Consider the following 17,049-nt stretch of genomic DNA (forward strand, 5'->3'; position numbering starts at 1 on the left):
CCTACTAGTTAGTTGAATAACCAATCCCAAAAGACAATCCTTTCGCTCTATTAAATAAATGCACTTGATACTTAAAAATTAATACAAGTCCAGATGCATTAAAAGAGTCTCCATAAATAATTACACCTACCTGTATATTAAAATCACTTCTTGTAATTTTATTTAACCGGTTTATGGCATAAAAGTAGTCTGGGTTTATTTTAATTTGATTAGTTGCTTGATTGATCTGATAATTTGTCATGAGAAAAATATTTGGGTTAACTGTTCTGCTTAAAGGAATGTTCCAACTGTAACCTACACCAAAATTTAAAATATTTATTGTTTGGTTCAGTTGTCCAAGTATTGGTTTGGTTTGTTTGTAAATTAATCCTATTTGAAAAACCGCTGATTGAAATCGTTTGACTTTATCATATAATAAAATCGAAAAATCAATTCCTGGTACAGGTTCAGTATATTGGTATTCTTTACTCAAAAAACTCTCCTCATACGAAATCGTGATATCCATTGAATTGGCATTTACTGCTAGTAATAAGCAAAATATTGTGAAAAGATGTTTCATAATTGATGCTATAATAACAAAAATTATTAATCATAAATTCTGAATTTAATGGAAATCAAAAAAACAGTAGTGGTGTGGGATTGGTCAATTCGTCTGTTTCATTGGTTGCTTGTTTTGTTAGTTTCACTACTTTATATAACTGGAAATTATTTATTTTTTCCAGCTCATATGTACTTAGGTATCGCTGTTATGACATTATTTTTTTTTAGAATTCTTATTGGTTTTTTTGGAAGCCAAGAGAGTAAATTTATTAGCTTTATTAAACACCCATCAATTGTTCTAAATTATATTCGAGGTAAATACACTCATCAAGGACTTGGGCATAATCCGATTGGTGGATATTCAGTGTTGTCTTTTATATTGATTTTCTTAATTATGATCATTTCGGGTTTGTTTTGTGCTGTGGAAGATGATTATATTTATGGACCTCTTTCGATATTCGTTTCATCTGAAATTAACGATTCATTTCATTCTATTCATGTGGTATTTTCAAAAATTTTACTTTTTGCAATAGCGCTCCATGTTATTGCAATATTTTATTATTTATTCAAAAAAAACAACCTAATAAAGCCTATGATAACTGGTAAAAAATCAATTGACACAATTCAGCAAAAAATTGAACAGGCACCTTCAGTAAGGTTAATATTTTTATTATTATTATCCTTAGTTTATGGAATGTCATGTATGTATTTATTTTTTATTGTTTTGTGATTTTAGAAAATCCAGTTCAGCTTTTGTTGACTTTCTCATAAGCAAATCATTTCTCATTGGAAATCTTCCGAATTGTTCGATGATGCTCTTAAAACTATACGCGTACTCTATTTGTCGTTGCCCAATTGCCCATTCTTCAGCAAGTTGACAACTCATTATTTGATCTTCATATAATTCGCTATGCATAAATGGAAGTAGTATAAATAATTTTTCATCAGACGATGCAGATAAATGAATATTTTTTACTACACATAATTTTGATAGGGTCAGGGCGTTGTAAGAGGTTTGGTATTTGAGATGGCTTTCTCTAAACATATTTAGGGGAAGCTGGTCAAAAGTTATAATAGCTTGAATAATATCAGGGTATTCTAAAGTACAACAATATTTTAAATTACGTAAACAAGAAATCCAAAGAGCTAAATAATTCTCTTTAATACTTAGGTCAATTTCTTTTGTCGAAGAGAACCAAGCATGGTGTCCTGATTCGCTAAACCAATATGATTGTAGTTTTTTAAAGCAATCTTTAATTTCAATTACAGATAAAATTTTTAATTCTTGTAATTGCATCTATTATTACCTCCTCACTTGTTGCGAATGAAAAACGTAAATGGTTTGCCATACCAAAAGCAGAACCAGGAACTATCGCAACACCAGCTTCAGAAAGTAATCTTGAAGCGAGTGTAATATCATTATCAATAGATTTAGATTTTATAACTTCAGAAAAATCAGGGAATGAATAAAATGCCCCATCTGATTTAATTACCCTAACTTTTGGTAATTGATTTAATAAAGAATAGATAATATCATGTCTTTTTTGAAATTCTTTGTTCATAAGTATACGTTCGCTTTGCGACCCTTCAAGCGCTTCAACAGCCGCATATTGTGCTATAGAATTTGGATTGGAAGTGGATTGAGACTGCAGGTTTGACATTGCGTTGATTACTACACTATTGCCCACACAATATCCGATTCTCCAACCAGTCATTGCATATGACTTTGATACTCCATTAATTAAAAAAACTCTATCCTTTAATTTTGGCTCCACCATTATTAAATTTACATACGCGTCTTTGCCCCAGTAAATATGCTCATAGATATCATCGCTAAGCACCATTAATTTAGGATATTTTAGAAGTACATCAGCAATATCCCTTAATTCATTTTTTGTGTAATTTGAACCTGACGGGTTATTTGGACTATTAATAATTAAGATTTTGCTTTTTTTTGTTATTGCTTTCTCTAAATCTTGCGGAGATATTTTTAGTGTTTCTAAATTACTAGGCATGATGAATTTTGGTACACCATCCATTATTTGTGTAATATCTGGATAAGAAACCCAGTATGGAATTGGTATAAGTACCTCATCCCCAGGATTAATTATAGCCTCAAGTAATGTGTAGATCGAATGTTTTGCTCCATTAGATACGATTACATTATTTAAATTATATTCCTGACCATACTCATGTAGACATTTATTTAAAATAGCTTTTTTTAGTTGCTGGATTCCATCTACCGCAGTGTATTTGGTAAATCCAGCATGAAGTGCTTTGATAGCGGCGTCTTTAATATGCTTCGGTGTGTCAAAATCAGGCTCTCCCGCACTCAAAGAAACAATATCTTTTCCCTGGGATTTCAGTGTTTGTGCAAGAGCGCTTATCACTAAAGTTGGAGAAGGCTTAATTCTGGTTGAGCGTTGTGATAACATTTAGTAAATAATTATACTATATGAAAAGAGAAATTGAAAGTGATACAAGCTCAAATTTTAATTTGAGATCTACTTTTGCTTGTACACCCGCTCAAAAAGAAGTAATAGATGCTATATCCCATTTGATTTTGGTTGGCAATAAATTTCAAACGCTTAAAGGAGTTACAGGTTGTGGTAAAACTTTTATTATGGCAAGTGTTATAGCCGAAATTAATAAACCTGCAATAATAATTGCGCCAAATAAAATACTCGCAGCACAGTTGTTTGAAGAATTCAAAGTTTTTTTCCCCAATAATTCAGTTGAATTTTTTGTCAGTTATTATGATTATTATCAACCAGAAGCGTATGTTCCTGGAAAGGATTTATTTATTGAAAAAGATTCCAGTATTAATCAGCATATTGACCAGATGAGATTGTCAGCCACTAAATCTTTACTTGAAAGAAAAGATGTTGTTATTGTAGCTTCAGTTAGCGCAATTTATGGTTTAGGCGATCCTTCAATTTACCAAACTATGCTACTGCACCTAGTACTTGGAGATTTATTTGAAATTGAAATAGCCATCTCAAGATTGATTGCAATGCAGTATGTTAGGAATGATATAGAATTTAACAGAGGTGTATTTAGAGTTCGAGGTGAAAGTTTGGATGTTTATCCCGCGGAACATGAAGATATGGGCATTAGAATTATTTTTGACGATATAAAAATAGTCAGCCTCTACACTTTTGACCCTTTAACTGGGGTAAAAATTCAAGATCTAAGAAGGTTTTCAATTTATCCTAAAACACATTACGTTTCACCAAGAGATAATATTCATAGAGCAATTATCGAAATCAAAAATGAATTGCGTCACCAAATAGATTTCTTCTCTAATGCAAATAAGCTTATCGAAGCGCAAAGAATAGAACAGAGAACTGTATTTGATATAGAAATGTTATCTGAAATTGGTTATTGTTCGGGCATAGAAAATTATTCCAGACATCTAAGCAGAAGAAATCCTGGAGAGGCGCCTCCTTGTCTTTTGGATTATTTGCCAAAAGATGGAGTGTTGTTCGTTGATGAAAGCCATCTCACTATCTCTCAAATTCAAGCGATGTATAAAGGGGACCATTCACGTAAAAAGAATTTAGTTGACTATGGTTTTAGATTACCTTCTGCGCTAGATAACCGACCTCTTAGATTTGACGAATTTGAAAGCGTTTCTCCAAGGACTGTTTATGTTAGCGCAACACCTGCTGAATACGAACTTTCAAAGTCTAGTGTTGTTCATGAGTTGTTAGTAAGACCAACAGGTTTGTTGGATCCTGTAATAGAAGTAATGCCAGCTAAAAATCAGATTGAAACATTGTTAATTGAAATTAAAAAAGAAATTGAAAAAAATCACAGAGTTTTAGTTGGGTGTTTGACAAAGGTTTTATCAGAAAAGATAAGCGAATTTCTAAATCAAAAATCAATTAAAACGCATTATATACATGCTGACACTAATACCACTGAACGTATTTCAATAATTCATGATCTTAGAATTGGAACTGTAGACGTTTTAGTAGGAATCAATTTACTTAGAGAGGGGTTAGATTTACCAGAAGTAGGGTTAGTAGCATTATTAGACGCTGACAGGGAAGGTTTTTTAAGGTCAGAAAGATCCTTAGTTCAAACTATTGGCAGAGCAGCAAGAAATGTTAATGGAAGAGTTATATTATTTGCAGACAGTATTTCACCAGCAATGGATAGAGCCATAACAGAATCCAATAGAAGAAGATCAATCCAGTCTGAGTATAATATAAAACACTCAATTACCCCTACTTCTGTTAAAAGAACTATATCAAATACCATGGATTATGAATACCATAAACAAAAATTGATAGAGCGAAAAATGGACTTAATTAAATCACCAGCAAAATCAATGACAGACAAGGAATTTGATTCATATATTAAGCAAGTAGAAAGTCAAATGGTTTTGCATGCAAGTAAATTTGAGTTTGAGAAAGCCATTGAGTGTAGAGAAAAGCTTAAATCATTAATTGCTTTACGAACCACTTTCTAAAGCTATGATATAATAAAAGATATTATTTTACTCAGTAGGCGCGTAGCTCAGTTGGTTAGAGCATCACCTTGACATGGTGGGGGTCGTTGGTTCGAGTCCAATCGTGCCTACCATGATAGAGTTAATTATATAGTAATTATATAGTATGTCCAGTATATCAATTGAAACTTTAAGACATTCTTGCGCGCATTTACTCGCACATGCGGTTAAAGAATTATACCCAACAGTTCAAGTAACTATTGGTCCAGTGATTGAAGATGGATTTTACTATGATTTTTATTATGAATCTAGTTTCTCAATATCTGATTTATCAATAATTGAGGACAAAATGCGTGAAATATCAGCAAGAAAACTTGAAATTTCAAGAGTTGTTTACTCTCGAAAAGAAGCAATTGATTATTTTAACTCAATTGGGGAATTTTTTAAATCTAAGATTGTAGATAGAATTCCTGAATCAGAAGAAATAACACTTTATAGACAGGGCAGCTTTATTGATCTTTGCCGTGGCCCTCATGTAGAAAATACTGGATTGTTACAATACTTTAAGTTATTAAAAGTTTCTGGAAGCTACTGGCAGGGAGATTCTACCAGTTATAAGCTACAAAGAATATATGGAACAATTTGGCATACTCGCAATGAACTCTCTGATCATATCACGATGCTTGAGGAAAGTGAAAAGAGAGACCATAGATTTTTAGGAAAACAACTATCATTTTTTCACTTCCAAGAGCAATCTCCAGGGATGCCATATTGGCACCCCCATGGTTGGACACTTTATCAATTAATTGTTTCATATATTAGAAATAAACTGGCTGAAAATCAATACCAAGAAATATCCACCCCTATACTTGCCGATCAGACTTTATGGGAATCTTCAGGGCATTGGGAGAAATTTTCTGAGCACATGTTTACTACTGTATCCGAACATAAAAATTATGCTATTAAGCCAATGAACTGCCCTAATCATGTGCAGTTATTTAACCAAAACCTTCATTCTTACAGAGAACTACCTATCAGATACGCTGAATTTGGCAGTTGTCACAGAAATGAATATTCTGGCACGTTGCATGGTCTTTTAAGGGTACGAGCGTTCGTTCAAGATGATGCGCATATTTTTTGTACTAGACAACAAGTACCTTTAGAAGTGCTTAATTTTATAAATTTGTTAAAAGATGTTTACAAAGATTTTGGATTCAGTAAAATAATCTACGCATTGGCAACGAGACCAGTGTTACGAGTGGGTGATGACGCAGTATGGGATGAGGCAGAGCAAAGTTTGAAAAAAACACTTGAGTCACTCTCAGTCACATGGTTTGAGAAAAAAGGTGAGGGTGCTTTTTATGGTCCAAAAATAGAGTTTATTTTGGAGGACTGTTTAAAGAGAAAATGGCAGTGCGGCACAATTCAATGTGACTTTTCAATGCCATTGAGATTAGGTGCAAGTTATGTTAATGAAGAAAGTGCAAAAACAACCCCGGTTATGCTTCACAGGGCAATATTAGGCAGCTTAGAGCGATTTATTGGAATTCTGATTGAACATTACGCTGGCGCTCTGCCACTCTGGCTCTCACCAGTTCAATGTAAAATTTTAACTATTTCAGAATCTAGCAAACCGTACGCTCATCAGGTAGCCGAGCAATTGAAAAATAGTTTAATTCGATCAGAAGTTGATATCCGAAATGAGAAAATAGGCTTAAAGATTCGAGAATCAACTCTAAATAAAATTCCTTATCTCGTTATCGTAGGGGAAAAAGAGATGCAAAATGGCATGGTTTCTGTGAGAAAGAGAGGAAAAGGTGATATAGGCAACCTATCCCTAAATGAATTTATTTCAATAATAAATGAACAAATCCATAGTAAAATAGCATTCTAAATCACAACAGAAATAGGATTAATTCGTATCAGAAATATTAGAGGAAATAAAAAAAATTATAAATCAAATAATCAAATTGATTCAATTACAGTTAGGTTGATCGATTCGAGCGGTAAGCAGTTGGGAGTTGTGGCAACCAATAAAGCAAAAGAGATGGCTCAAAATGCTGGTTTAGATTTGGTGGAAATTGGAGGGAGTGGCAACCCACCAGTCTGTAAAATAATGTCACTTAGTAAACATATTTTTGAGTTAAATAAAAAGGCAAGTCAGGCAAAAAAAAATCAGAAGCACACACAGGTTAAGGAAATAAAATTAAGACCAAATACAGATGAAGGTGATTTTAAGGTGAAAATTAGAAAAATTATGGAATTTATTACTGCAGGCGATAAAGCTAAAATTGTTGTTAGATTTAAAGGAAGAGAAATAATGTATCAAGATTTAGGAATGCAGGTAATGGATAGGATATGTTCTTCGCTAAAAGAAAGCATCACGATAGAACAGCCTGCCATTATGGAAGGAAAGCAGATTGTAATGTTACTTGGACCAAAGCGTTAGGAGAGATAATGTCTAAACAAAAAGTCAAAATTCATAGTGGTGCAAAAAAAAGATTTATAATAACAGCGTCAGGAAAAATAAAGAGAAAAAATGCCTTCAAACGCCATATTCTCACAAAAAAAACAAGTAAAAGAAAAATGAATCTCACTGGTGTTGCTTACATACATTTTTCTGACGCTAAAAATGTGCGACAACTATTTTTTCAATAACATAAAACGAGAGAACTATGCCAAGAGCAACTTCAGCAGTATCCAGAAAATCAACACATAAAAAAATATTAAAAAAAGCTAAAGGGTATCGAGGTCAGCGTTCAACCGCTTATCGAGTTGCTAAACAAGCAGTCATTAAATCTGGTCAATATAGTTATCGTGATAGAAAACAAAAAAAAAGACAGTTTAGATCCCTCTGGATAGTTCGTCTAAATGCAGCAGTTCGTAAGCACGGTGTTTCATATTCACAATTTATTAACGGTTTAAAAATAACTGGAATTGAGTTAGATAGAAAGGTCTTATCAGAATTATCAATTAGAGATGAATTGGCATTTAGCCTTATAATCAGCCAAGTTAAAAAATCACTCACTCTTGCATGAGTGAAAATGAGAAGATAAAATTAAAGTTTCAACGACAGCTTGAGCTTGTAAAAAACAAAAAAGATCTTGAATTACTCAGAGCTTCATACCTAGGTAAAGAAGGCATTCTTTCTATTTCATTCAAAGAAATTAATTCAATAGAGCAATCTGCTAAAATTAAACGAGCAAAAGAATTAAATATTCTCAAGCAATTAATAATCGATGCTTGTGAATTACATTTGAAACATTTACAACAAACTCAATTATCAGAAATTTTGGAACGAGAGTGTTTAGATGTATCGTTACCCGAATTACCCATTTCACATGGTTCGTTTCATCCTATAACTATTACTTGCCATGAAATATTTCATTATTTCACTTCGATAGGTTTTGATCTTGTTGATGGGCCAGAAATTGAAACTGATGAGAATAATTTTACTGCTCTCAATATTCCATTACATCATCCAGCAAGAGGGATGCATGATACTTTTTTTATTTCAAATGATTACTTACTTAGAACCCACACTACCACAATGGAAATACACGCAATTAGAAAATCTAATCCGCCATTACAAATCATAACTTTTGGTAAAGTTTTTCGAAGAGATCTAGATCCAACCCACACACCTATGTTCCATCAATTCGAAGGGATGCGCATTGATTCACGAGCAAATTTTTCTGGCCTTCTTGGGGTTCTTCTAGAGTTCTTACAGTATTTTTTTAACAACACTAATTTGATAACTAGAGTTAGGCCTTCTTATTTTCCATTTACCGAACCTTCTGCAGAGGTCGATATCTCTTGTTCAAACTGCAATCAAAAAGGTTGTCAATTGTGTAAACAAACAGGCTGGGTAGAGGTACTTGGTTGTGGAATGTTACACCCTTCACTTTTTTTAAAACTTGATAAAAAATGGAAAAAACAACAAGGGTATGCGTTTGGAATGGGAATTGAACGTTTAGCAATGGTCAAGTACAAACTTAATGATTTGAGAGATCTTTATAATTCAGATTTTGACGTCCTATCTCAATTTAATAAATGGCATTATGAAACTTAACTTTGGCTATTTAAATACCTTTTTTTTCGCAAAACCAATTTCTCATAAGCAATTAAATGCTCTGCCATTGTTAGGTTTTGAGTACTCTTACATTAGTAACTTTGATTCTGAGAAATTTAATTATTTCAGAATAGTATTAATTGAATCAATAGAGCCCCACCCTAATGCAAGCAATCTAAAAATTTGTCATATAACCGATTCATTTAATACTATGAAAGTTGTGTGTGGCGCTACCAATGTATACGAAGGTATGAAAACTGTATATATTCCAGCGGGAAAAAAATTACCAAATGGATCTTTAATTGACATCAAAGATATCAGAGGTGTTACTTCAACTGGGATGTTATGTTCTGCTCAAGAACTAGATTTAGGATATAAAACAAATGGAGTGCTTGATCTACCTAGTAAATCACCTATAGGCGCTGGTTTTTATTCATTTTTTAAGGACTATTTATCTCAAATTGACATTGAAGTTTACCCTAATCGCAGTGATACTCTTAGTTATGTTGGAATGGTAAATGAATTTGAACAGGTTCCAGGAGTTAAAGTTAAGATAACTTCTTCTTCTTTAAATAAATTAAACGAAGAGTCGAAAACCTCACTCCCTTCATTTCTTAACAAATCAAAAAAGCCACTTGCAAGGATCCTTGATAAGAGAATTGGGGATGGGTTTCTTTTTATTTGTTTTAAATTAAAATCTAAAGTGTTGCCCCAATTACCGTTCTTACAAACACAGGCGTTAGTTCAATCTGGCATTAATCAAGTTTCACCCTTAATTGATATTTCAAATTTAGTTATGATTGAAACAGGACAACCTATTCATCTTTATGATACTGCTAATCTACGCGGACAACTTCAAATTCGTTTTGCGAAAGAAGGAGAGAAATTTGAAGCGTTAGATTCTAACGAACGATTGTTAAGCAATTCTGATATAGTTATTTCTGACAATGAAAAAACTCTTGCGTTAGGAGGCCTTATAGGCGGCGTTCAATCAGCTATAAATTCTAGTACACAGTCGTTCATCGTAGAAATTGGTTGTTATAATCAAGAGATTGTCTCATTATCTTCAATAAAACATTCAATAAGGACTGAAGCATCTTCTCGGTTTTCTAAGGGCCTTCCGTTTCAGTTACATATTTATGCGTTAAATAGATTGATCGAGTTATTTGATTACTGTAAAATCCCTTACGACAGATCAGATGTGAGCTTCACTAAAATTATTTCAAAACGTAGTAAAAATAATTGTACAATTAAATTCAATCAAGCTAAAATAAATAAATTACTTGGAACAAATTTTTCTAATTCACAAATAAAAAAAAGTCTAAACAAATCTCAGATAAAAATTAATCGTGTTCTAAAAAATAATTCTTTTATTTGTAAACTACCATTCAAAAGAGTTGATTTATCTAATGAATCGGATATAGCAGAAGAAGTAATTAGACAGGTCGGTTATCATTCTATCAAACCATCTAAACATGATAACTTTAAACCTTCATACCTGCAATCATCTTCAAGTATAGAGTATAAAAAAATGATGCGCTTAAAACAACAATTAATTTCTTTTGGGTATCAAGAAACTATACACTACAGTTTTATCTCTTCATTGTACAAAAGCAACTCAAGTGTTTCTATTAAAAACCCACTATCTTCAGAAATGGCTATATTAAGACCCAACTTACTTTATTCTTTAATATCTGCCGATACATTTAACAGAAGTAATTTCAGAAAACCTAAAAAAATATTCGAGATGGGAAAAAGTTATTCGTTAGTTGGAGATCAATTTAGTGAAACAAAAACATTGGCTGGTTTGATACCCGTGGACTACCAACAGCAACATTGGGCGCGGCAAATTCAAAGTGATGAAAATTGTTTTTTTCGAATTAAGTCAGAATTAGTAGAGCTTTCGAGTCAGGTACTTTATCAATCCCATACCTTACCATCTCCCTGGGATCAATACCTTCACCCAGGAAGGTCGTCATGTTTTGCAACTACCCCTACTGGTATTCCATTTATAGTTTTTGGTAAATTACACCCTCAACTTATACTCTCAATTAATTGTTATTCTAATCTTTATTATTTTAATATCGATATTGATCAACTTCTTGCCACTAGCAATCAACATTTAAATATAAAATATACAAAATTTCCTTCTGTTCAAAGAGATTTAAGCATAATAGTGAATAAATCGCACCCTTACAGTTCTGTAAAAAATGCAATTATGTCATTGAATCTTTCCGAATTAACTTCAGTAACCCTGATAGATATCTACAAATTGAATAACAATGAATCGGATGAAATTAGTTACACAATTCGAATAGTGCTCACACCGGAAATTAAAACATTCACAACTGAGGAAATTGACATTCTTATGAGTAAAATAGTAAAATCAATTCAATACCAAACTGAGGCAGTGTTACGAAATGCAGACTATAACAAAATATAAAATTGCTAGTGATTTATCTAAAGAATTTGGAATGAGTGTTTCTGAAACCAGTAAACTAGTCGACTCTTTTTTTATTAGTATAAAAAATATCCTTATTATTGATGGGGCTGTTAAAATAAATAAATTTTTTAAATGCACTATCCGAGTTAAATCGCCACGTATTGGGATTGATTTTAAAAATAGAAAAAAAATAATAATTAATTCACGTAAAGTAGTTGCGGTAAAATTTAGTAAACTCTTTAAGTTATGAGCGTACTTAATAAATCTCTGCCTTTAAAAAAATTTTTTAGTATAGGCGAGGTTTCAAAAATCTGCAATATTAAGCCTTACGTCCTACGATATTGGGAAAAAGAGTTTGATGATTTACGCCCATTAAAAAGAAGAGGGAATAGAAGATTTTATCAACGAAGTGAAGTTCTGCTCATATTTAAAATTCAAAAACTTTTACATGAGCAAGGTTTTACAATTCATGGGGCAAGGCAATTTTTAGCTAACTCTACCAAAATATCACAGCTAGATCAAAATGAAATCACTAAAATGATTGTCGCTGATTTATCAGACTTAAAATTAATATTGTCTCAAGAAAAAAGCGGAGCGTAGCGCAGCCTGGTAGCGCACCACAATGGGGTTGTGGTGGTCGGAGGTTCAAATCCTCTCGCTCCGACCATGTAGTTTGTTATTTACTCAATAGTATAATAGCTAATCTGCGCCCGTAGCTCAGTTGGATAGAGCATCTGGCTTCGAACCAGAGGGCCGGGAGTTCGAGTCTCTCCGGGCGCACCAATTTGCCTTATGTATAAGAATAATTCAAACAAAAAACTTTCCCAATACTTTTTAGTTGATCAGTTAAAAAGTATTTTACTAGCCCAATTAATATATAATTCACACCCAAAAAGTGCCACGGTAGTTGAGATTGGTCCTGGCAGGGGCTCCTTGACTAAAGAATTATTAGCTCTTGGGTTAACAATTCATGCAGTTGAAATTGATCCAATAATGTGTACATTTTTGCGTAATACGTATTCAAATTATATACAGGCTAATAAATTAATAATACACCAAGAAGACTTTTTACGATTTGATATTATGGAATATTCAAAAAATAATTACGATCTTACTGTGGTAGGTAATATTCCATACCATATTTCAACAGATATACTTAGTAAACTTGTTGATTTAAATATCCATATTGAAAATGTATTTTTACTTGTTCAAAAAGAATATGCTGATAGACTGGTGGCGTCACATTCCACAAAACAATATGGCAGGCTAACAATATTTGCGCAATTAATATTTTCAATTAATATATTAACTGAAATATCTAGAAATTCATTTAAGCCTATCCCAAAAGTAGACTCTTGTTTTATTCAATTAAAAAATAATCGAAACACCCTATCCCCTGAGATATTGTTAAAATTAAAATATATTACAAGTATTTTTTTTAGGCACAGAAGAAAAATGCTCAAACATGTACTAAGACAATATAATATTAAAACAACTCACGTAATTGAAAACATTCGAGCTGAAGAAATTTCACCAAAACAATTTTTAGATCTTTGCAAAACTCTAGATTTTAATCTTCCTTGTACTTTTTGAAAATAGTGAACGTGACATATAATGACAACAAAGAAAGAATAAAGAGTTTAAGTAATGGCAACATGGCATCTGTAATGCCATATGATTTTATCAACACTCCTTTTACAATCTGAATAAAATGTGTAAGTGGGTTAAGGTACGCAACACATCTTAAAATAAAAGGCATATTTTCAATAGGGGATAGGTAACCTGATAAAATTACCATAGGTGACAGAATACTAAAAATTCCTAAAAAAGCTTGCTGTTGGGTATTGGAAATTGATGAAATAAATAATCCAATACCAACTACCGACAATCCGAATAGAATAAAACCTATATATAACACTGTAATTGAACCAGTAAGCGGTAATCGAAAAAAGACTATAGAGATACCTAAAACTAAAGTTCCTTGAAATAAAGCAATTAGTAAACCTGGGATTAATTTTCCAAACATAATAACCCAAACTTCAAGTGGAGAAACCAATAACTGATCAAATGTTCCCTCTTCTTTTTCTCTTGCAATTGATAATCCTGTAACCATTAAACAACCTATAGATGCAATAATTGCAATTAGACTTGGCATTAGGTGCCAAAGAAATTCTAGATTTGGGTTAAAGAAATTGGTTACTGTTATTTCTTGCGATTTATTGTTTAATGATATTTCTTGTGCGTACTGGAAAATAATTTTATGGATGTATGCATTTAGAATTTGAGCACTGTTAGATTTTCTTCCATCAAGTATTAATTGGATGTTTGAATTCCTATTAAGTTCTAATTGAGACGAGAAGTTGCTTGGAATTTTTATCCCAAGGATAGTTTCTTGATTCACAATTGAGCGTTCGAATTCTCTGTCAGAATGAGTAACTTGAACTGAGCTAATTGCTTGAAGCGCTGAGACTCTTTGAAGTAATTCGAGACTATGTTTGCCATTATCTTGATTAAAAACCACAATTTGCATATTTTTTACTTCTAACGTTGCTGCAAAGGGGAAGATAAGAGTTTGAAGTATCACAGGAAGGATGAGTATTTGTTTGCCTTGTGGTGAATTTAAAAATGACAAGAGTTCTTTAATAATCAATGTTTTTAATCGTTGTAACATACTTTATATTTTCTATTCTAATGTATTACGTGACTTTTTAAATAAAATAAATACCCAAACGAAAGAGTATAAAAAAAGAATGATAAAATTGTATAGCATTATTTTAAAAATAAATCCTGCTTGAAAGATATTTTGCAGGCTGTTCACATAAAATGTGGCAGGATAAATTAGTGAGATCGCTTTTATTATCCATGGCATACTTTGAGTTTCAAATATAAAACCAGATAGCATAATAGCGGGTAAAAAAGCAGTAGTAAGTGAAATTTGAGCTGCATTAAATTGATTTTTTGTTGCGGTAGAAATAAATAAACCAATTGATAATGAGGTGACTAAAAATAAAGTTGAGAAAATAAACAATAAAAAGAAAGATCCATGCATCGGTATCTTCATTATAAAAACTGTAACAAGCACACAGCTAATCAGCGAGGCAATTCCTAATAAGTAGTAAGGTATAAATTTAGATAGTAAAAACTCTTCAAGCGTTAATGGTGATGATAGCAAGGATTCCATAGTGCCACGTTCCCATTCTCGAGCGATCACTAATGATGATAAAAGACTGCCAATAATTGTCATAATAATTGCGATAGAACCAGGTATTAAAAAATTGCTACTTTTTGCAGATGGGTTAAACCAATATCTAGGTAGTATGTTGATGTACGTTTGCTTATTATCGTGAATGCGGTAAATTTCATTTTGCATCCACTGTGTCCACACACCTTGAATTGTGGCTTCAATAAAGACAGCTGTATTTGGATCACTCCCATCTTGAATAACTTGAATTGGGTTACTATTTTCTTTTGAAGCTAGTAATTTTGAAAAATTAGAAGGTATAACAATTATTCCATGTATCGTACCTCGAGCTAAAAGATCTTGAAGATGGTTCCTGCTGTTTCCAAAAGTGGTCTCAAAAGATGGATTATGTGAGATTGATTGTGCAAGAGACTGACCGTGAGGGCCGGTATCTTGCACTAATAGCCCAATAGAAACTCTCTGACTATCTAAATTTATTCCATATCCAAATAAAAACAATAATATTGCAGGTAACAGAAATGCAATTACAATACTACTTGGATCTCTAATAATTTGGAATAATTCTTTTTTGCATAAAGCAAGTACCTTCCTATGCTGTATTTTTTTTATCATCTTCTTCAATTAAATGTATAAACGCCTCTTCCATGGTTGGCAAGTAACCTGTTTTTTTACAAATATTTTGTTTTAACGCATCAGGAGTATCTTCAGCTATTAGTTTGCCTCTGTAAACTAATCCTATCTTGTCGCAAAATTCAGCTTCTTCCATGAAGTGTGTCGTTACAATAATTGTCACACCTTTAATTACCAAGCCATTTATATGTGTCCAAAATTCTTTTCTTGTAATTGGATCTACTCCTGATGTAGGCTCATCTAGAAATAAAATTTCAGGTTGATGCATTACAGCGCAACTTAGTGCCAGTCTTTGCTTATAGCCCAATGATAGCAGTGAGCAAGACGTGTTTAGGAATTGCCCAAGGTGAAATAAATCAATCATTTGATTTATTTTGTTTACTTGTTCACTACCAGAAATACCATAAATTCCAGAAAAAAACTTCAAATTTTGCATAACCGTAAGCGAAGTATAGAGTGAAAACTTTTGTGCCATATAGCCAAAACGTTGTCTAATCTCACTTCCACTCGTAGCAAATTTTTGACCAAATAAAGTTGAGTACCCTGAGTCAGGGGGTAGCAAACCACAAAGCATTTTAAATGTCGTTGATTTTCCTGCACCATTAGGACCGAGTAACCCATAAATTGTTCCTGGTTGAACTGAAAAACTTATAGAGTCTACTGCGATAAAATCACCAAACTTTTTAAACAGCGAATCGGCAATAAGAATATTTTGCGAGGTAGTAATTATTGTTTTGGTGGTTTGGGCAAGAGGGGATTCTCTTAAAGTTACTCCTCCTAACGAGTCTAAAAAAATATCTTCAAATCTAGGCGGTGTTTTAATGAATTCAACAGTGCAGGGGATAACTTTTCGTATTGCGTTTAAACATGGTTGGCTACCCTCGCTTTCATTTTTTGAGACCAATATACGTATTCCATTACCTTGAATTAATACGTCCATGATACCTTTAATTTTTATAACTTCTTTTAATGCTAGTCGTAGATTGAGATTATTTCCCGTGATGATAAAGGTTCTGTTTGATAAAGTTGACAGTAACTTTTCAGGATTGCCTTTTGATATTAATTTTCCTTCATTTAACAATATAACTTCGCCACATTTTTCGGCTTCGTCCAAGTACGCAGTACTCCATAATACTGTCATACCATTTTGTGATAAATGAGTAACCATTTTCCAAAGTTCTCTTCTTGAAATTGGATCTACGCCAACACTAGGTTCGTCTAAAAGTAGCACTTTGGGATCTCCTAGTAAAGCACAGGCTAATCCGAGTTTTTGTTTCATCCCTCCAGACAGTTTTCCAGCTAATCTTTTTGTAAAAGGAGCAAGGTTGGTTATTTCTAAAAGCTCATTAAATTTTTTTGTTTTATACTTAGTTTCAACCAATCTTAATTCAGCGTGTAATTCTAAATTTTCAATTACAGATAAATCTTCATATAAACCGAACCGTTGCGGCATATAGCCAACGTTTTTATGCACATAGTCAATTTCTTTTGACGGATCAATGCCATTAATAAGAATTTCACCATGTGTAGGTTTAAGTAGACCAACACATATTCTCATAAAAGTAGTTTTTCCTGCACCATCAGGACCTACAATTCCCGTAATAGTACCATGTTTAATTTGTAAAGTTAAACTGTCAAGTGCTAAAACTGGACTTAACGGAAATCTCTTTGAAACTTGACGAGCAATCAAAGCGTGCTCTGACATA

At 32.7% G+C, this 17,049-nt stretch carries 17 protein-coding genes and 3 tRNA genes; 14 read left to right on the plus strand and 6 right to left on the minus strand.

Going from position 1 to position 17,049, the window contains the following annotated elements; genetic code table 11:
- Nucleotides 1–4 precede the first annotated feature (4 nt).
- Complete coding sequence (locus tag QM538_00690) at nt 5–559, minus strand: hypothetical protein (protein ID MDI9347014.1); 555 nt, start codon at nt 557–559, stop codon at nt 5–7.
- A 48-nt stretch (nt 560–607) separates the two neighbouring features.
- On the opposite strand from QM538_00690, the gene QM538_00695 reads away from it, so the two are divergent.
- A complete protein-coding gene (locus QM538_00695; protein MDI9347015.1) occupies nt 608–1,270 on the plus strand; it encodes a cytochrome b/b6 domain-containing protein in 663 nt (220 codons plus the stop codon).
- Here QM538_00695 and QM538_00700 read toward each other — a convergent pair.
- Together QM538_00700 and QM538_00705 are read right to left on the minus strand one after the other, a co-directional pair.
- Entirely contained in the window at nt 1,250–1,837 is a 588-nt protein-coding gene (locus QM538_00700) for a DUF924 family protein (GenBank protein MDI9347016.1), read from the minus strand. The two genes, QM538_00695 and QM538_00700, sit on opposite strands and share 21 nt — an antisense overlap.
- Nucleotides 1,800–2,975, minus strand: coding sequence for a pyridoxal phosphate-dependent aminotransferase (locus QM538_00705; GenBank protein MDI9347017.1), 1,176 nt, complete (start codon nt 2,973–2,975; stop codon nt 1,800–1,802). Before QM538_00705 ends, QM538_00700 begins: the two co-directional genes overlap by 38 nt.
- A 20-nt stretch (nt 2,976–2,995) precedes the next feature.
- Between QM538_00705 and uvrB the strand changes: the two genes are divergently transcribed.
- From uvrB to rsmA, 13 genes are all read left to right on the plus strand, one after another.
- Nucleotides 2,996–5,017, plus strand: a complete 2,022-nt coding sequence (gene uvrB, locus QM538_00710; GenBank protein MDI9347018.1) for an excinuclease ABC subunit UvrB — start codon at nt 2,996–2,998, stop codon at nt 5,015–5,017.
- Between the two features lie 36 nt (nt 5,018–5,053).
- Nucleotides 5,054–5,130, plus strand: a tRNA-Val gene (locus QM538_00715).
- A gap of 32 nt (nt 5,131–5,162) precedes the next feature.
- Nucleotides 5,163–6,890, plus strand: coding sequence for a threonine--tRNA ligase (gene thrS / locus QM538_00720; GenBank protein ID MDI9347019.1), 1,728 nt, complete (start codon nt 5,163–5,165; stop codon nt 6,888–6,890).
- Nucleotides 6,891–6,926: 36 nt separating this feature from the next.
- Nucleotides 6,927–7,445, plus strand: a complete 519-nt coding sequence (gene infC, locus QM538_00725) for a translation initiation factor IF-3 (protein ID MDI9347020.1) — start codon at nt 6,927–6,929, stop codon at nt 7,443–7,445.
- Between the two features lie 8 nt (nt 7,446–7,453).
- Entirely contained in the window at nt 7,454–7,654 is a 201-nt protein-coding gene (rpmI, locus tag QM538_00730) for a 50S ribosomal protein L35 (protein MDI9347021.1), read from the plus strand.
- A gap of 17 nt (nt 7,655–7,671) precedes the next feature.
- Nucleotides 7,672–8,034, plus strand: coding sequence for a 50S ribosomal protein L20 (gene rplT, locus QM538_00735; GenBank protein MDI9347022.1), 363 nt, complete (start codon nt 7,672–7,674; stop codon nt 8,032–8,034).
- Nucleotides 8,031–9,068: a phenylalanine--tRNA ligase subunit alpha gene (gene pheS, locus QM538_00740; GenBank protein MDI9347023.1), complete on the plus strand. Its 1,038-nt coding sequence runs from the start codon at nt 8,031–8,033 to the stop codon at nt 9,066–9,068. The genes rplT and pheS overlap by 4 nt, the downstream gene beginning before the upstream one ends.
- On the plus strand, nt 9,058–11,511 hold the full coding sequence (gene pheT / locus QM538_00745) for a phenylalanine--tRNA ligase subunit beta (protein ID MDI9347024.1): 2,454 nt from the start codon (nt 9,058–9,060) through the stop codon (nt 11,509–11,511). Before pheS ends, pheT begins: the two co-directional genes overlap by 11 nt.
- On the plus strand, nt 11,489–11,761 hold the full coding sequence (locus QM538_00750; protein ID MDI9347025.1) for an HU family DNA-binding protein: 273 nt from the start codon (nt 11,489–11,491) through the stop codon (nt 11,759–11,761). The genes pheT and QM538_00750 overlap by 23 nt, the downstream gene beginning before the upstream one ends.
- On the plus strand, nt 11,758–12,111 hold the full coding sequence (locus QM538_00755) for a MerR family transcriptional regulator (GenBank protein MDI9347026.1): 354 nt from the start codon (nt 11,758–11,760) through the stop codon (nt 12,109–12,111). The genes QM538_00750 and QM538_00755 overlap by 4 nt, the downstream gene beginning before the upstream one ends.
- Nucleotides 12,102–12,178, plus strand: a tRNA-Pro gene (locus QM538_00760). The genes QM538_00755 and QM538_00760 overlap by 10 nt, the downstream gene beginning before the upstream one ends.
- A gap of 39 nt (nt 12,179–12,217) precedes the next feature.
- Nucleotides 12,218–12,294 (plus strand) — tRNA-Arg (locus QM538_00765).
- 9 nt (nt 12,295–12,303) lie between these two features.
- Entirely contained in the window at nt 12,304–13,104 is an 801-nt protein-coding gene (rsmA, locus tag QM538_00770) for a 16S rRNA (adenine(1518)-N(6)/adenine(1519)-N(6))-dimethyltransferase RsmA (GenBank protein ID MDI9347027.1), read from the plus strand.
- On the opposite strand, the gene QM538_00775 is transcribed toward rsmA, so the two are convergent.
- The 3 genes from QM538_00775 to QM538_00785 are packed head-to-tail and all read right to left on the minus strand — an operon-like array spanning nt 13,082 to nt 17,048.
- Nucleotides 13,082–14,182, minus strand: a complete 1,101-nt coding sequence (locus QM538_00775; protein ID MDI9347028.1) for an ABC transporter permease — start codon at nt 14,180–14,182, stop codon at nt 13,082–13,084. The two genes, rsmA and QM538_00775, sit on opposite strands and share 23 nt — an antisense overlap.
- A gap of 12 nt (nt 14,183–14,194) precedes the next feature.
- The gene (locus QM538_00780) at nt 14,195–15,325 is read right to left on the minus strand and encodes an ABC transporter permease (protein MDI9347029.1); all 1,131 of its coding nucleotides are present in this window, start codon (nt 15,323–15,325) and stop codon (nt 14,195–14,197) included.
- Nucleotides 15,303–17,048, minus strand: a complete 1,746-nt coding sequence (locus tag QM538_00785; protein MDI9347030.1) for an ATP-binding cassette domain-containing protein — start codon at nt 17,046–17,048, stop codon at nt 15,303–15,305. The genes QM538_00780 and QM538_00785 overlap by 23 nt, the downstream gene beginning before the upstream one ends.
- Between the last annotated feature and the right edge of the window lies 1 nt (nt 17,049).

The organism is Candidatus Methylacidiphilales bacterium, from assembly GCA_030054035.1.
In the GTDB taxonomy this organism is placed as follows: Bacteria; Pseudomonadota; Gammaproteobacteria; order JASGCS01; family JASGCS01; genus JASGCS01.

What these genes read in the sequence shown, in the direction of transcription:
- QM538_00690 (MDI9347014.1), bottom strand. Translation starts at nt 559, where the DNA reads ATGAAACATCTTTTCACAATATTTTGCTTATTACTAGCAGTAAATGCC.
- QM538_00695 (MDI9347015.1), top strand. Translation starts at nt 608, where the DNA reads ATGGAAATCAAAAAAACAGTAGTGGTGTGGGATTGGTCAATTCGTCTG.
- QM538_00700 (MDI9347016.1), bottom strand. Translation starts at nt 1,837, where the DNA reads ATGCAATTACAAGAATTAAAAATTTTATCTGTAATTGAAATTAAAGAT.
- QM538_00705 (MDI9347017.1), bottom strand. Translation starts at nt 2,975, where the DNA reads ATGTTATCACAACGCTCAACCAGAATTAAGCCTTCTCCAACTTTAGTG.
- uvrB (MDI9347018.1), top strand. Translation starts at nt 2,996, where the DNA reads ATGAAAAGAGAAATTGAAAGTGATACAAGCTCAAATTTTAATTTGAGA.
- thrS (MDI9347019.1), top strand. Translation starts at nt 5,163, where the DNA reads ATGTCCAGTATATCAATTGAAACTTTAAGACATTCTTGCGCGCATTTA.
- rpmI (MDI9347021.1), top strand. Translation starts at nt 7,454, where the DNA reads ATGTCTAAACAAAAAGTCAAAATTCATAGTGGTGCAAAAAAAAGATTT.
- rplT (MDI9347022.1), top strand. Translation starts at nt 7,672, where the DNA reads ATGCCAAGAGCAACTTCAGCAGTATCCAGAAAATCAACACATAAAAAA.
- pheS (MDI9347023.1), top strand. Translation starts at nt 8,031, where the DNA reads ATGAGTGAAAATGAGAAGATAAAATTAAAGTTTCAACGACAGCTTGAG.
- pheT (MDI9347024.1), top strand. Translation starts at nt 9,058, where the DNA reads ATGAAACTTAACTTTGGCTATTTAAATACCTTTTTTTTCGCAAAACCA.
- QM538_00750 (MDI9347025.1), top strand. Translation starts at nt 11,489, where the DNA reads ATGCAGACTATAACAAAATATAAAATTGCTAGTGATTTATCTAAAGAA.
- QM538_00755 (MDI9347026.1), top strand. Translation starts at nt 11,758, where the DNA reads ATGAGCGTACTTAATAAATCTCTGCCTTTAAAAAAATTTTTTAGTATA.
- rsmA (MDI9347027.1), top strand. Translation starts at nt 12,304, where the DNA reads ATGTATAAGAATAATTCAAACAAAAAACTTTCCCAATACTTTTTAGTT.
- QM538_00775 (MDI9347028.1), bottom strand. Translation starts at nt 14,182, where the DNA reads ATGTTACAACGATTAAAAACATTGATTATTAAAGAACTCTTGTCATTT.
- QM538_00780 (MDI9347029.1), bottom strand. Translation starts at nt 15,325, where the DNA reads ATGATAAAAAAAATACAGCATAGGAAGGTACTTGCTTTATGCAAAAAA.
- QM538_00785 (MDI9347030.1), bottom strand. Translation starts at nt 17,048, where the DNA reads ATGTCAGAGCACGCTTTGATTGCTCGTCAAGTTTCAAAGAGATTTCCG.